Source organism: Halomonas sp. AOP25-F1-15 (assembly GCF_052378675.1).
Classification (GTDB): domain Bacteria; phylum Pseudomonadota; class Gammaproteobacteria; order Pseudomonadales; family Halomonadaceae; genus Vreelandella; species Vreelandella casei.
In genome coordinates this window covers 40,852-55,411 of record NZ_JBQSXV010000011.1, presented here as the reverse complement: position 1 = coordinate 55,411, position 14,560 = coordinate 40,852, and the positions used below count along the sequence as shown (strand labels likewise).

At 51.7% G+C, this 14,560-nt stretch carries 11 protein-coding genes; 6 read left to right on the top strand and 5 right to left on the bottom strand.

Annotated elements, in window-relative coordinates:
* Positions 1-98: 98 nt before the first annotated feature.
* Genes guaD through xdhA form a run of 4 tightly spaced genes read right to left on the bottom strand, consistent with a single transcriptional unit; the run spans position 99 to position 6,234 of the window.
* Positions 99-1,415 (bottom strand): guanine deaminase, encoded by a 1,317-nt coding sequence (gene guaD, locus ACT3TF_RS16890; protein ID WP_444672619.1) that lies wholly within the window; start codon positions 1,413-1,415, stop codon positions 99-101.
* Position 1,416: 1 nt separating this feature from the next.
* Complete coding sequence (gene xdhC / locus ACT3TF_RS16885) at positions 1,417-2,298, bottom strand: xanthine dehydrogenase accessory protein XdhC (RefSeq protein ID WP_096279821.1); 882 nt, start codon at positions 2,296-2,298, stop codon at positions 1,417-1,419.
* Positions 2,295-4,733 (bottom strand): xanthine dehydrogenase molybdopterin binding subunit, encoded by a 2,439-nt coding sequence (gene xdhB, locus ACT3TF_RS16880; protein ID WP_444672618.1) that lies wholly within the window; start codon positions 4,731-4,733, stop codon positions 2,295-2,297. Before xdhB ends, xdhC begins: the two co-directional genes overlap by 4 nt.
* Positions 4,717-6,234 (bottom strand): xanthine dehydrogenase small subunit, encoded by a 1,518-nt coding sequence (gene xdhA / locus ACT3TF_RS16875; protein ID WP_444672617.1) that lies wholly within the window; start codon positions 6,232-6,234, stop codon positions 4,717-4,719. The genes xdhB and xdhA overlap by 17 nt, the downstream gene beginning before the upstream one ends.
* A gap of 214 nt (positions 6,235-6,448) precedes the next feature.
* Here xdhA and ACT3TF_RS16870 point away from each other — a divergent pair, with 214 nt between their 5' ends.
* Together ACT3TF_RS16870 and hrpB are read left to right on the top strand one after the other, a co-directional pair.
* Positions 6,449-7,111, top strand: a complete 663-nt coding sequence (locus tag ACT3TF_RS16870) for a TetR/AcrR family transcriptional regulator (protein WP_441685565.1) — start codon at positions 6,449-6,451, stop codon at positions 7,109-7,111.
* A 7-nt stretch (positions 7,112-7,118) separates the two neighbouring features.
* Positions 7,119-9,563, top strand: a complete 2,445-nt coding sequence (gene hrpB / locus ACT3TF_RS16865) for an ATP-dependent helicase HrpB (protein WP_444672616.1) — start codon at positions 7,119-7,121, stop codon at positions 9,561-9,563.
* A 46-nt stretch (positions 9,564-9,609) separates the two neighbouring features.
* Here hrpB and ACT3TF_RS16860 read toward each other — a convergent pair whose 3' ends face one another.
* The gene (locus ACT3TF_RS16860) at positions 9,610-9,828 is read right to left on the bottom strand and encodes a hypothetical protein (protein ID WP_096279829.1); all 219 of its coding nucleotides are present in this window, start codon (positions 9,826-9,828) and stop codon (positions 9,610-9,612) included.
* 313 nt (positions 9,829-10,141) lie between these two features.
* Here ACT3TF_RS16860 and ACT3TF_RS16855 point away from each other — a divergent pair, with 313 nt between their 5' ends.
* The 4 genes from ACT3TF_RS16855 to infC all read left to right on the top strand — a co-directional run bounded on the left by ACT3TF_RS16855 (position 10,142) and on the right by infC (position 14,480).
* Positions 10,142-10,609 carry a DUF2489 domain-containing protein gene (locus tag ACT3TF_RS16855; protein ID WP_096279831.1) on the top strand — a complete coding sequence of 156 codons (468 nt, stop codon included), beginning with the start codon at positions 10,142-10,144 and terminating at the stop codon, positions 10,607-10,609.
* A gap of 306 nt (positions 10,610-10,915) precedes the next feature.
* A complete protein-coding gene (locus tag ACT3TF_RS16850; RefSeq protein ID WP_096279833.1) occupies positions 10,916-11,785 on the top strand; it encodes an OmpA family protein in 870 nt (289 codons plus the stop codon).
* Positions 11,786-12,005: 220 nt separating this feature from the next.
* The gene (thrS, locus tag ACT3TF_RS16845; RefSeq protein WP_444672615.1) at positions 12,006-13,928 is read left to right on the top strand and encodes a threonine--tRNA ligase; all 1,923 of its coding nucleotides are present in this window, start codon (positions 12,006-12,008) and stop codon (positions 13,926-13,928) included.
* 60 nt (positions 13,929-13,988) lie between these two features.
* Positions 13,989-14,480, top strand: coding sequence for a translation initiation factor IF-3 (gene infC / locus ACT3TF_RS16840; protein WP_141393037.1), 492 nt, complete (start codon positions 13,989-13,991; stop codon positions 14,478-14,480).
* Positions 14,481-14,560 lie beyond the last annotated feature (80 nt).

The following is a 14,560-nucleotide window of genomic DNA, read 5'->3' as shown; positions in this document are numbered from 1 at the left end:
CGGGGGATTTTTTTTTGCATCTTTTTTTAATTTTAGAGATTCATTTGCGAGATACACAAAGTCTTAAAGCCGCTTATGAAGCGGCTTTAAGCATGCTGTTATAGGTCTCTGCGATGCTGGCATTGACCACCGGCCCAGGTTTCATAAATAGCTCGATCATCGGCCAGCATCATCAAGGCAAAAAGCCGCTCCCCAAGCGTTGTGCAATGGCTTGCTCGTCGAGACAGTAATGGTGTCGCCCGAGTGTCGATGACGATGAAGTCGGCCTCCAGAGTAGGAGCCAGACGCCCAATATAGCTGTCCAAAGAGAGAGCTTTAGCGTTACCCAACGTTAAGCCATAAAATCCTTGCCATGCGGTAAGTGGTTGCCCGCCTAGTTGGCCCAGCTGGTAGGCAGCTTTGAGCGTTGCAAAGCCTGATAGATCCGTTCCTGCGCCGATGTCACTGGCAAATGTAAATGCCATACCTGTTTGGTCGGCTGCTTCTCGGTCAAATAAACCGCTGCCAAGGAAAAGGTTGGAGCTAGGGCAAAAAGCAACGTTAGCGCCTCTATCCGCTAAGCGTTGACGCATGCCGTTAGTCAGATGAATGCCGTGTGCAAAAGTACTGCGAGGGCCTACTAAGCCTGCCTCTTCATAAACTGCTAGGTAGTCACGGCTGCCTGGGAAAAGTTCAGCTACCCAATCTAGTTCACCGCTATTTTCGGCTAAGTGTGTTTGTAGCCAAAGGCTTGAATCATTGCGTAGAAGAGCGCCGGCAGCATCCATTTGTGTCTTGGTCGATGTCGGCGCAAAACGTGGTGTTACGCTGTATCCCAACCGGCCATTGCCGTGCCAATCTCCAATGAGGCGCTCGCTATCTGCAATGCCAGATGCGCCGTCCATCAGCGCCTCTGGGCCATTGCGATCCATCAGCACCTTGCCAACGAGCATACGCAGCTGTCGTTTTTGGCAGGCTGTGAAAAAGGCATCTACCGAGCCAGGATGGCTAGAGCCAAAGACTTGGGCTGATGTAGTACCTGCTCGCAGCATTTCATCTAAAAACGCATTAGATAAAGCTTCAGCATGCGCATGATTGGCAAAGCGACACTCTTCCGGAAATGTGTAATCGTTTAGCCAGTCCAGTAGCTGTCGACCATATGATGCCATAATGTCGAGCTGGACATAGTGCACATGGGTGTCAATAAACCCAGGCATGATTAATTTATCGCGATAGTCCAGCACATGGCTACCCTCTGGCAGCGAGGGTGCTATCTCCGAAAAATGTCCTACGGCATGAATATGCTGGCCTTTTAACCAAAGTAATCCATCGCCATAGTGCTCGAGGCTACCCGGTTGTGGTGTGTCGCCGTTTCCAGGATCGCGTGCAAAGCTAATCAATTCGGCGCGAATAAGCGTATCGGTAGAGGAAATCATATCAACTCGTGGTAGTAGAGGATTCGTCAAATAGTGCTCGCAGCGCCTGAGGATCGAGGCCACGAGTGTCCTGTGGGGCAGGCGTGTCAGCCAGCCAGAGCAGCTCAGTGATCACAGTCAAAGCAATCGCATAGGGCGTCTTATTGCTCAACTTTTTACCATGAAGACAGCCGATGGGGCTGCGTACCCGCTGAATTTGTTCAGCGGTGTAATCATCACGTTGAAGGCGCCCACGGAAGCTTGCCCATTTGCTTTCAGAGCCAATTAACCCAATGGAACCTAGGTCATCTCGCTGAATAAGCGCTGCAATCAGTGCGTAATCTTCATCATGTTGATGCGTGAGTACCAGCGCATGTGCGCATGACGGCAGTTCGGCCACGCATTGCTGAGCATCATGTAGCGCTTGATAGGTCAGGCGAGGGTGACGTTGTGTGTTTTCACAAATATTATCAAAGGCATCACTGCGGCTGTCGTACCAATATAGCTGCCAAGGTAAGGGGGCGCTTAGCTTAACGATTTCACGGCCAACATGGCCTGCACCAAACACGGCAAGCATTGCTGATGACCCTGAAAAGGCTTCTAACAGTATGTTGACGAAACCGCCGCAGCACTGGCCGCTGCGTCCGCCTAATGAAAAGGCTTCTAAGCTGAGTCCGTAACACTGTTCTGCCAAGCGCGCACGTGCGGCAGCAATGGTTTGCCACTCAAACGTACCGCCGCCTAGCGTATCGAAGATAGCATCTTCGGTAATGATCATTCGAGCGCCAGGCTCACGGGGAGTCGATCCTGCACTGGTGATCTGGGTCGCGAGAACATGTGGTGTGCCTGTGCGCTGAAAGTAATCAAGCGCCGCATGCCATGTGTTGGCGATTTGTAGAGTCACAGCGCTTTCTTCCTAATCAAATTTGCCGCGAGCATGACGCGTTCAGGGGTTGCTGGAGTATCTAAATGAGGCGATAACTGGTAGTCCGTTAAGCTAGAAAGCGCATCACGCAGCGCCGACCATACACAAATACCCAGCATAAAAGGGGGCTCACCGACGGCTTTGGAACGATAAAGGCTTGCCATGGAGTTAGGGTGGCCTTCCAGCAGGGCAACGTTAAAAACAGCGGGTAGGTCGCCAAAGGTAGGGATTTTATAGGTCGCAGGGCCATCTGTAACGAGCACACCTTTGTCGTTCCATTTTAGCTCTTCACTGGTTAGCCAGCCCATCCCTTGTATAAAGCCACCCTCTACTTGCCCCATATCAATAGCTGGATTCAGTGCTTCGCCCACGTCATGCAAGATGTCGACACGATCGATCTGATACTCGCCGCTGAGCGTATCCACGCTGACTTCGGCTACCGCCGCGCCAAACGCATAGTAGTAAAAGGGGCGACCCTGGCCGACTGAGCGATCATAGTGAATCAGCGGAGTGGCATAGAAGCCTTTTTCTGATAGTGAAATGCGATGGAGATAAGCCGTTTGAATCAGTTCACCCCATGGAATGCTGCGCTTACTTTTCCCGAAACCCGCGATCAGCATACCATCTGCCAGACGCATGCCTTCACGGTCTAGTCCCTCAGAAAAGTGCTCGGTCGCAAAGTCAAAAAGGCGTTCACGCAGCTTGCTCGCCGCATCGCGTGCCGCCATGCCATTCAAATCAGCGCCGCTAGACGCAGCGGTGGGTGAGGTGTTGGGTACCTTGTCGGTACGTGTTGCGCTAATGCGCACATTGTCTAAATCAAGGCCCAGTTCCCGGGCGACCACTTGGCAGATTTTAGTATGCAGTCCTTGGCCCATTTCGGTGCCGCCATGATTAATCATGACGCTACCGTCGGTGTATACGTGTAGTAGTGCACCGGCCTGGTTGAGGTGCTGGGCAGTGAATGAAATGCCAAACTTCACCGGAGTGAGCGCGAGGCCCTTTTTAATCACTGGGCTATTAACATTAAATGCGCCAATCGCTTTTCGGCGTGCCCAGTAGTCGCTGTCTTTTTCCAGCGTCTCGACCAGCGTATGCAAAAGCTGCTGCTGGTCGACTTGCTGGCCATAGTGGGTAACGTCACGACCTTCACGATAAAAATTGCGCTTGCGGATCGTTAGAGGGTCTTCGCCCACTTGGCGAGCGATATCATCCATGGCTGCCTCAATGATCATCATGCCCTGGGGGCCACCAAAGCCTCGAAACGCCGTGTTGGACGCCGTATGTGTTTTGGCGCGGTGTCCGGTTACTTTCACATCGCCAAGCGAGTAGGCATTGTCAGCATGAAACATCGCACGATCAACGATAGCGTCGGAAAGATCCGGTGAATACCCGCAGTCGCCAATAACGGTAATTTCACCGCCTTGGATAACCCCTTGCGCGTCAATCGCAAGCTTATAGCGATTATGGAAGGGGTGGCGTTTTCCCGTGGCGTGCATATCCTCGCGACGGGGCAGCCGTAAGCGAGTTGCTTTGCCAGTACGACGGGCGATGATGGCGGCAATGCAAGCCCATGGTGATGCCTGGGTTTCTTTTCCTCCAAAGCCCCCACCCATGCGGCGAACTTCGACCGTTACCGCATGAAAGGGAATGCCAAGCACTTCCGCAACGAGCTTTTGTGTTTCACTCGGGTGCTGGTTAGAAGTCTGGACAATCACGCCCTCATCTTCGGTTGGCAGCACAACGCAAGCTTGCCCTTCCAAATAAAAGTGCTCTTGCCCGCCGATGAACAGGTTGCCTTCGATGAGTTGCTCGGCATGATGTAAGGCTTGCTGCCAGTCCCCGCGCTCTTGTACGTGGGTTGGGCGCACAAATTCTTCGCGCTCGGTAGCCTCGACCGGATCTAGACGGGCAGGTTGTTCGTCAATATCAATCTTTGCGAGGATTACCGCTCGTCGGGCTGCTTGTAGTGACGTCGCTGCAACGGCAAACAGGCATTGGCCTGCGTAGCTAATGTTGGTATCAACAAAAATGGGGTCGCCAGGAAATACTGGCCCTATGTCAGTATGGCCAGGTACGTCGTGGAAGGTAATGACATCAATAACGCCTGCCGCTTGCTTTACTGCGTCGAGATTTAGCTTGGTCAAAGTACCGTGCGCAATGGGGGACAAACCAAGAGCAATATGCAGCGCATCGGCAGGCGTTTTTAAGTCGTCGATATACGCCGCTTTTCCAGTCACGTGCTTCTCGGCACTTTCATGATAGCTAGCGTTGCCCGCTTGGCGTGAGCTCGTGTTGTCAACGGCATGGTTCTCAATGGTATGGCGGGCTAGCGGACCCGACCCTTGAATGTGGTCATGCAGTTCGCGGCGGGCGCGGCTGCTATCGCCATCCAGTTTAGTGAGCGTACGCATGGAGCATGACCTCCTGGTTGGGCGCTGAAAGCGTCAGGTAGAGCCGTTCCAGCAGGTTGGCAGCGGCCTGTTGACGGTAATGTTCGCTGCCGCGCACATCTCCCATCGGTTGAAAGTCGCTGGCGAGGGCTTGCTGGGCCGCTCTAAAGCCGTCTGGTGAAAGCGTTTGACCTTCTAATGCCGCTTCGCTGTTCAAGGCTCTCTTGGGCGTTGCGGCCATACCGCCAAAGGCAATGCGCACATCTCGCATAACGTCCTGTTCCAAGCGGTAGCTAAAAGCGCCAAGTACTGCAGATATATCATCTTCGCGGCGTTTGGATAGCTTCCACACCCGTAGTTGTTGGTTTTTAGCAGGTTGGGGAATGAAAATGCGAGAGATAACTTCATCTGCGGCTAATGCGGTTTTTTTATAGTCGAGAAAGAAATTCTCTAACGACAGACAGCGATGTCTTTTTGTACTGGCGAGCTCTACCTGGGCGCCTAATACCAGCAACACTGGCGGTGTATCACCGATGGGCGAGGCATTAGCAATGTTGCCACCGAGGGTTCCTCGGTTGCGAATCTGCTCAGAACCCAGCCGGTGTAGAAGATGAGCAAAGGCGGGGAAGTACTCTTTAAATAACGGATAAAGTCTGGAATAAGTGACCCCTGCGCCTATCCACCAGCCGGGCTGGCCCTCAAACGTTGTCTCTTCAATGATGAGAAGCTCGCTAACCCGGGAAATATCGATTAATTGATTAAGAGTTGCCAAGCGTTGAGTGGTTTCCAGCCACAGATCGGTACCACCCGCCACAAGACGTGCGTCAGGTGCTCGATGCCGTAGTTGTGTTAGTTCGACAAGAGACTCTGGCTGGGCAAAAAAAGAAGCGTTACCTTCTGAATCTATTGATAGCGTTTCACCTTTTTCTACAGGGAGCGCCGCGTCAAACCATTGGGGACGCTCATAGGATATGTCATTCATACGTAACGCCGCATCGCGGATAGGGCGATAGCCTGTGCAGCGGCACAAATTGCCACCCAGCGTTGCTTCAAGGCGCTCTTGAGATAGTCCTTGAGATAGTTCTTGAAATAGCTCTTCAGATCTTCCTTGTGCTAGCTCCGGTGATAGCGGAGCAGAGCGTTGGCAAATATCGTCATGCAGGGTAAAAAGAGACATGACAATGCCCGGCGTACAAAAACCACATTGGCTGCCATGGCACTCAATCATTGCTTGTTGCGCTGGGTGTAAGTGCTTCTCTTTCGTCAACCCTTCAACGGTCACTAAATGCCGCCCCTGTAGTTGATGGGCTGGTGTAATACATGCATTAGCGCTACTAAACGTTTGCGTTCCCGTCGTTGATTCACCGATTGCTACGGTACAGGCACCACAATCGCCCGATGCACAGCCTTCTTTAGTGCCTGTTTGAGCCAAATGCTCGCGTAATAAGGTTAAAATACTCGTATCGGGTGAAACGTCACACCGCTGAAGGGTGCCATTGAGTAGGAACGCAATCGTTGCCATGACAAACTCCACTGTGATCGTATAGACCAGGATTGTGCTGACCGATCGGTCAATATGTATTGAGCTTGGGATAAAACATCTCACCTTGCAAGTGTTTGCTCACCGCACCACCTTGGGGCAGGCTGGTGTAAGATGTGACGTTTAAGTGCAGCCAATAACCCTGCCGAACAATGTGTTCCAGGTACGTTAGGCAATCATTTAAGGAACACGTTTGATGACCGCTGTATCTACCAGCTATGAAACTCCGAGTCGTGAAAAAATAGAGGCCAGTATTCTTACTGCCGCTGAGCTGGTCTTTTCTCAACACGGCTTTCGTGGCGCGAGTTTGCAAGTAATTGCTGATCAAGCCGGGCTTCCTAAAGCGAATGTCTTGTACTACATGGGAAGTAAGCAGGCACTTTATATGCGATTGCTTGACCGCATGATGCGCCGCTGGAACGAAGTCCTTGAAGACATTACTCCGGATAGTGATCCATCAACGGTACTCACTGACTTTATTCGTACAAAAATGATACTTGGCCAGCGCTATCCAGCGGGATCAAAATTATTTGCGGCGGAAATTTTAGCGGGCGCGCCTTTTCTAAGTGATTATTTAGCCGGCGAGTTACGCGATTGGGTCGAGGCGCGCGCTGCTATCATTCGTCAGTGGTCTGCGCAGGGTAAAATGGATGCTGTGGATCCCCGGTGGTTAATTTTCTTAATCTGGTCAGCTACTCAGCACTACACTGAATATAGCGCCCAAGTTAGCGGCGTTCTAGGGCGAGATGCATTGACACCAGAGGACCTTGAGTCTATTTCCTGCTTTCTTGAGCACGTTATCTTAAAAGGGTGCGGCGTTATACAGGCCGGCTCTGGCGTCTCTTTGATGGATAAATGAACCTATCATGAGCGCCTTACCTATTGATCAGCATCTAGATTCTATTAAAACTGTTTTAGCCTCCAGTAATAGGCTAATGCTGATTGCTCAGCCGGGAGCGGGCAAAACAACGCGCGTTCCATTGATGCTACTAACGGCTGAGTGGGCGAAAGGTCAGAAGTTGCTTTTGTTAGAGCCGCGCCGTGTTGCCGCTCGTTTAGCCGCTAGCTTTATGTCTCAGCAGCTGGGTGAGCCGGTTGGGCAAACGGTAGGCTATCGCATGCGTGGCGACAGCTGTGTTAGCGCGCAAACTCGTTTAGAGGTAGTGACTCAAGGCGTGCTCACTCGAATGCTCCAGGATGATCCGCTGCTTGAAGGCGTTGCTGGCATCATCTTTGATGAATTTCATGAGCGCAGCGTCGATGCCGATGTTGGGCTGGCGCTGGCATTGGATGTTCAAGCCAGCATTCGTGACGATTTACGCCTGCTGGTGATGTCGGCAACGCTGGATGTTAATGCTCTTAAGCGAATTCTGGGCGATCAGGTTCCTGTCATAGAGTGTCAAGGTCGCCAGTATCCCGTAGTAACCGCTTATCGTCCTGGCCTGAGCGGTGAGAGTGATGCCAATCATACGCTGCGTGTTCTCAATGAGGCGCTTGCAATGCCAGGCACACAAGATGTACTGGTGATTTTGCCCGGCGTGGCGGAGATCAATCGCGTCGTTGCTGCTCTGAACAGCGCTATGCCTCTTATGGCGGTACGGCCGCTGCACGGAAGGATGAGTATTGCTGAGCAGCAGGCGGCCTTGGCACCGAGTGCATCGCAGCAGCGCATTATTGTTTCGACTGCCATTACTGAATCGAGTATTACCGTTGATGGAATGAACGTCGTCATCGACGGTGGCTTAGAGCGGGTACCTCTTTTTCATCCACGAAGCGGATTAACCCGACTCACGACGCGGCGCATTAACCGAGCGAGCGCTGATCAGCGCAGGGGGCGGGCTGGGCGGCAGCGTGAAGGGGCGTGTTTTCGGCTTTGGGCTCAAGAGCAGACGCTGGCGCCATACGGCGAGCCGGAAATCCAGCAAGCGGATCTTTCAGCCGTTGTGCTTGAGCTGGCCTGTTGGGGAGTCTCGTCGTCAGAGGATTTGCGTTGGGTCACACCGCCACCAAAAGGCGCTTGGTCTAGTGGTCAGGCGCTGCTGATACAGCTAGGCGTATTAGATCAATATCATAAGCTAACGCCGCTAGGTGCCCGTTGTGCCAAGTGGCCGGTAGCTCCCCGAATAGCCGCAATGCTAGAGCGCGCCGGTGATTTAAAAGCGCTGCCGCTGGCCTGTGGCTTGGCCGCACTGTTGGAGGGGCGTGAAACAGCGCAGAGTTCTCTGGCCGATGAATTAGCACAGCGGCTTCGCCATCCGAAGCGTTTCCCAAACTGGCAGCGTGAGGCGCTAAGGCTGGCTAAAAAAGCAGGCGTGCGCATTAGCGATGCGGTGCTAGAGCCCCTAGGGCCTCTTTTAGCGTTGGCCTATCCTGAGCGCATTGGCCAACAGCTAAGTCCTGGCCAATTTCGACTCGCCAATGGCAAAACGGCCACGCTGTCATTAAGTAATACCTTGGCGCATCAGGCATATATAGTGGCGATCGCGATCAATAGCGCGGCAAATGGTCCGGTGCGGATAGTAACCGGCGAGTCGTTGGCGCTAGCGTCACTGTGCTCCCTATATCCTGGCATTAGCCAGTGGCAGTCACGCGTGGAATGGTCGCAAGAGCAGGGCCGCTTAGTTGGTGAGGAAGTGCAGGCGCACGGTAGCCTTGTGATTGCCCGGCGGCCTCTAGCCCGCTTGCCCGAAGAGGCCGTGAAACAAGCGCTGTTGGGCGCGCTTCGACAGCAGCCCGGGTGGTTGCTAGGCGATCAGCTGCAGCAGCTGCGTGGGAGGATGTCACTACTGAGCGACAATATTGGAGCAGCGTGGCCGGATTGGTCGGAGGAGGCACTACTGGCATCGCTAGAAAGCTGGCTGGCTCCCTACTTGATCGGTATAAATCGGCTGAGTCAAATTGAAAAACTTCCGCTAGGGCGCTATTTGCTCAATACATTGACGTGGGAGCAGCAGCTTGAGTTTGAACAGCTAGCGCCGTTAGCACTCGATGTGCCCAGTGGTAAACATATTGGTTTGGATTATGCGCCTTGCCTTTCACAGCGCCCGCCAGTACTGGCTTTAAAGTTGCAAGAAGCGTTTGGTTGGCGGATAACGCCGACGGTGGCGAATGGAGCCGTTGCAGTGATGATTCATTTACTTTCGCCTGCGCGTAGGCCCGTGCAAGTCACCCAGGATTTAATCAGCTTCTGGCAAAATGGTTATCCAGATGTACGCAAGGAAATGCGCGGCCGATATCCCAAACACCCATGGCCTGAAGACCCGCTAGCGGCACTTGCGACGTCGTATACTAAAAAACGAGGTCAGCCGTGAGCAGACCTCATTTATATTAGCCAAACTATGTTTATTCACTGCATATTTATTCACTGCGGGTGTCAGGGATTTCATCGGGAATGCGATAGCGTACGCCATCAGCTTGTTGCTCTTCATAGCGTTGATTTTCATCATCGGGTACCACACCAATGACGGTTTTCTTTGAGCCATCCGGCCAAGTATAAGTAGTGCAACCTGCCAACAATAAAAGCGGTGCAAGAGCTAAGCCGCTCTTAATACGCAGGGTAGGGCGACGCTTGATCATAAGGCACTCCATCGGGTGGCGCGATTCGTATAAGTTAGCGTCGATTATTACATATTTGAAGCTATAGATTGGCATCTGTCTGCATGTAAATGCACAGATTTCTTCCCTGATCTGCAGATTATCCGCCTTGTTTGACTGTGATGCTGGCAGTCGGACATTCTGGCGTAGCGTAAGGGTTTTTATAAGCCTGTCTGTGGCCTGCCGGTGAGACTTATGGTGCCGTTAATATTCATCATTATATGCTATTAGCTTATTGGGGGTATAAGGGTGTACAATTTTCGTCAAGAAATTTACACGCTTAATGAGAGGTTTTATGAGCTCAACGGGGGCGTTAATTTTATTTGTGATGGCGCTTGCTGTCGTTATCGGTCTGTGCCTGTATGCATGGCGCTTGCGCAAAGAGGTTGGTCGCAGAGAAGCGTATCGACGCGATGAAGATAGCCGTGCGCTTCAGAACAGCTTAGAAAATCTCGACTATGTGGCGAGTGCATTAGTTCAGCAGCAAGTCGATATCACTGAGGGTGCATGGCGTTGTAAGGTACTACTAGAGATTGTTGACTCTAGCTTGGCTGAAAGGCCGGCATTTCAAGCGTTTAGTGAGCACTTTAATCGCACGCGACATTTGAACACTCACTCGGCTCGTCAGCAGCTGACAGCCCGTGAACGTATGCAAGAAGATAAAGAAAGATTAGCAGCAGAAGATGATATGCGAGAAGCAGTAGTGGCGGCGGCTAAAGCTGTATTAGAATGGCGGGCCAAAGGTGCAGATGTATTGCATTGAGATTATATTAAGAAGTATCAGTTTTGTGCGGCATGAGCCGCCAAAAGGCATCGCAAACTTTTTAGTGCCCATTGTGGCAATTTTGCTATGCTGAATGATGTCGGTATTGGCAAGAAGTTGATATCTTGGCATTGTTGCCTTCTTGCGCTTAAGCGTTAATGATAGGCACACCGTTTCGTTATGATTGAGTGCGCTGTACTTAGTAATGCGAAACAGGCGAAAAATGGATGCTCTCGCAAATAAGAAGCATTGGATAGATTTGGTCACTTAAGACCATTTCAGCATTGGATCAAGAAGGAGTTTTACATGAAAAAATCAACGACTGGCTTGCTAATCGGTTCCGCACTGGTAGTGGGTCTATCTGGCTGTGCCAGCTCGGCCTCTCAGTCTTCCGGCCAATCAAGCGCTAGCAGTGACAGCAGCTGGTACAACCACCCGTTTGTTTGCGGTTTGGCAGGCAGTGTTATCGCTGGCAGCATTGGCTATGCAGTTAGCGGCGATTCTGACGAAGAAAGTGGTGCCGCTACAGGCGCTGTTGTTGGTGGCGCTATTGGTGGTCTGCTGTGTGCTGATCGTACGCCTGAGCCTGTCGCTCCTCAGTGCCCTAGCTTCGGTGAAGTGCCTGCTGGCGTTGCAGTTGACGCACAGGGCTGCCCGCTAGATTCTGATGGTGATGGCGTGCCTGATTTCCGTGATCAGTGCCCAGGCACACCTGCTGGCGTAGAAGTTAACGCAAGCGGTTGCCCGCTTGATTCCGACAACGACGGTGTGCCTGACTACCGTGACCAGTGCCCGAACACCCCAGCAGGCGTAGAAGTTAATGCGCTGGGTTGCCCGGACAGCGTTGTACTCCAAGACGTTAACTTTGAATTCGACTCTGCAGAGTTGACTTCTAATGCACGTAACGTACTTAACGGTGTTGCTGAGCGTCTAGTAAACAACACCGACGTACGTGTAAGCATCGAAGGCCACACAGATTCTCGCGGCCCTGATGCGTACAACAAAAACTTGTCACAAGAACGTGCTGAGTCTGTTGCGCGCTACCTAGCTAGCCGCGGCGTAGCTTCTAACCGCATGCAGTCTGTAGGTTTCGGTGAAGAGCAGCCAGTAGCCTCTAATGAAACTGAAGAAGGTCGCTTCCAGAACCGTCGCGTAGAATTGGACGAGTGGAAGTAATCACACCTATTTTTGCTGGTTTTGCTAATCGTAGATAGCGATTAGTCAGCAAGAGTTTGGTAAAGAAGCGGGAGGCCTTGGCCTCCCGTTTTTATTTTGAGGCAGCGCTCAGTCTGCTAGGCTGGCCGCTGTTTATATTGTTAAGCTAAGTGCCTCCCAAGACCATTGATAGCGATATGTGATCCTTGGTATGGATCACCACTGCGCTCAAGGAACCTGAATGCCTATTGTGACCCTGCCTGATGGCAGTCAAAAAACGTTTGAAGCGCCGCTAACCATTATGCAGCTTGCAGAATCCATTGGCCCTGGTTTGGCTAAGGCCTGCATTGCTGGAAAGATTGATGGTGTGCTGGTCGATGCTGCTGATTTGATTGAGCAAGATGCCCGCGTTTCTATTATTACTGCGCGGGATGATGAAGGCGTAGAAATAATCCGCCACTCCTGTGCCCACTTGATTGGTCATGCGGTTAAACAGATGTACCCGGCCGCCAAAATGGCCATTGGGCCGGTCATTGATGACGGTTTTTACTACGATATTGAGTTTGGTCAATCCATCACGCCAGATGACCTAGAAGCTATCGAAGCGCGCATGCAGTCTCTGATTGAGCGCGAGTACGATGTGGTGCGCGAATACGTAGATCGCGATCAGGCTATGCAGACATTTGTACAGCGTGATGAACCCTATAAGCAGGATATTATCAGCGCTATTCCCGATGACGCCTCCATTCGCCTTTATCATCATGAAGAATATACCGACATGTGCCGCGGTCCGCACGTGCCGAATACTCGCCATTTAAAGGCCTTTAAGCTAACAAAGCTTGCGGGTGCCTATTGGCGCGGTGACTCTGATAACACCATGCTTACACGTATCTATGGCACTGCGTGGGGCGATAAAAAACAGCTTAAAGCGTACATTAAGCGCCTCGAAGAAGCCGAAAAGCGTGACCACCGCAAGCTAGCCCGTCGACTTGACCTCTTCCATATGCAAGAAGAAGCGCCGGGCATGGTGTTCTGGCACCCCAATGGGTGGGCGCTATGGCAGCAGGTCGAGCAGTATATGCGTAATGTCTATAAAGAAGGTGGTTATCAAGAAATTCGCTGTCCTCAGATTATGGATGTATCGCTTTGGAAGAAATCAGGCCATTGGGACAATTACGCGGACGGTATGTTTTTTACCGAGTCTGAAAAGCGTGAGTATGCTCTTAAGCCGATGAATTGTCCTGGCCACGTTCAGGTGTTTAATTCCGGCTTGCGTAGCTATCGTGAATTACCCGTTCGTTTTGGTGAATTTGGTGGGTGTCATCGCAACGAACCCTCAGGTGCTTTGCACGGCATTATGCGTGTACGGGCCTTTACTCAAGACGATGGCCATATTTTTTGTACCGAGGCTCAGGTTGAGCCCGAAGTCACTAACTTTCATCGTCAGGCGCTCAAGGTATATAGCGATTTCGGTTTTGAAGATATCGCGATTAAAATTGCGCTTCGCCCAGAAAAGCGTATTGGTAGTGATGACGTTTGGGATCGTGCCGAAGATGCACTGCGTAGTGCGCTGAAAGCTTGCGATGTTGAGTGGCAAGAGCTACCGGGTGAGGGTGCCTTCTATGGCCCCAAGATTGAATACCATATGAAAGACTGCTTGGGTCGTGAGTGGCAGGTGGGTACCATGCAGGTTGACTTCATGATGCCCGAGCGCCTCGGTGCCCAGTATGTGACCGAAGAAGGGCAGCGAAAGTCGCCAGTCATGCTGCACCGTGCTATCGTAGGCTCCATGGAGCGTTTCATTGGCATCCTGATTGAACATTATGCGGGGGCTATGCCATTATGGCTGGCTCCACAGCAGGCTGTCGTCATGATTATTACCGATTCACAGCGTGAATATGCGTTAGAATTGGAGAAACGCCTGCAAAAAAGTGGCTTACGTGTAAAAGCGGACTTGAGGAACGAGAAGATCGGCTTTAAAATCCGTGAGCATACGTTACAGAAAGTTCCTTACCTCCTTGTGGTAGGAGATAAGGAAGTCGAAGCTGACTCAGTGGCCGTACGAACACGTAGCGGCGAAAATCTCGGTACAATGACGGTCGATGAGTTTATTGAGCGCCACACCGCCGAGAGAGCAGCCCTGGCGACATCGTCAATTGCCTAAGGAGACGGAGCGATCAAGCGAAGCAACCAGCGAGGGCGTCCAGCAGATAAACGCCCACCAATGAACGAGCGAATCGTTGAAGAAGAAGTACGTCTTATCGGTAGCGACGGTGAGCAGTTAGGCGTAGTGCCTACCACCGAAGCGTTAGAGCGTGCTGAATCCGAAAGCTTAGATCTCGTGCAAATTTCAAATGCCGATCCCATTGTCTGTAAGATAATGGATTACGGTAAGTTCGTTTTTGAGAGCAAGAAGCAGAAAGCGGCTCAAAAGAAGAAGCAAAAGCAAATCCAGGTTAAGGAAGTTAAATTCCGTCCTGGCACCGATGAAGGCGATTATCAGGTCAAGCTGAAAAACCTGACGCGCTTTCTTGAAGGTGGTGATAAGGGCAAAGTCACATTGCGCTTCCGTGGTCGTGAAATGGCGCACCAAGACATCGGGCGTAAGCTGATGGAAAGGATTGCGGCTGACCTGGAAGAGATCGGTTTGGTAGAGTCTTTCCCGAAAATGGAAGGGCGCCAGATGATCATGATTATTGCCCCGAAAAAGAAGTGATCCAACGGCGATGCCAACGGGCCACCGGTAACACGGTGGTCGGCCCTGGATTTTCTAAAAAATATCGAGCGGAGTATTCC

Coding starts and splice junctions, on each gene's coding strand:
- guaD (WP_444672619.1), bottom strand. CDS start 1,415: ATGATTTCCTCTACCGATACGCTTATTCGCGCCGAATTGATTAGCTTT.
- xdhB (WP_444672618.1), bottom strand. CDS start 4,733: ATGCGTACGCTCACTAAACTGGATGGCGATAGCAGCCGCGCCCGCCGC.
- xdhA (WP_444672617.1), bottom strand. CDS start 6,234: ATGGCAACGATTGCGTTCCTACTCAATGGCACCCTTCAGCGGTGTGAC.
- ACT3TF_RS16870 (WP_441685565.1), top strand. CDS start 6,449: ATGACCGCTGTATCTACCAGCTATGAAACTCCGAGTCGTGAAAAAATA.
- hrpB (WP_444672616.1), top strand. CDS start 7,119: ATGAGCGCCTTACCTATTGATCAGCATCTAGATTCTATTAAAACTGTT.
- ACT3TF_RS16860 (WP_096279829.1), bottom strand. CDS start 9,828: ATGATCAAGCGTCGCCCTACCCTGCGTATTAAGAGCGGCTTAGCTCTT.
- ACT3TF_RS16855 (WP_096279831.1), top strand. CDS start 10,142: ATGAGCTCAACGGGGGCGTTAATTTTATTTGTGATGGCGCTTGCTGTC.
- ACT3TF_RS16850 (WP_096279833.1), top strand. CDS start 10,916: ATGAAAAAATCAACGACTGGCTTGCTAATCGGTTCCGCACTGGTAGTG.
- thrS (WP_444672615.1), top strand. CDS start 12,006: ATGCCTATTGTGACCCTGCCTGATGGCAGTCAAAAAACGTTTGAAGCG.
- infC (WP_141393037.1), top strand. CDS start 13,989: ATGAACGAGCGAATCGTTGAAGAAGAAGTACGTCTTATCGGTAGCGAC.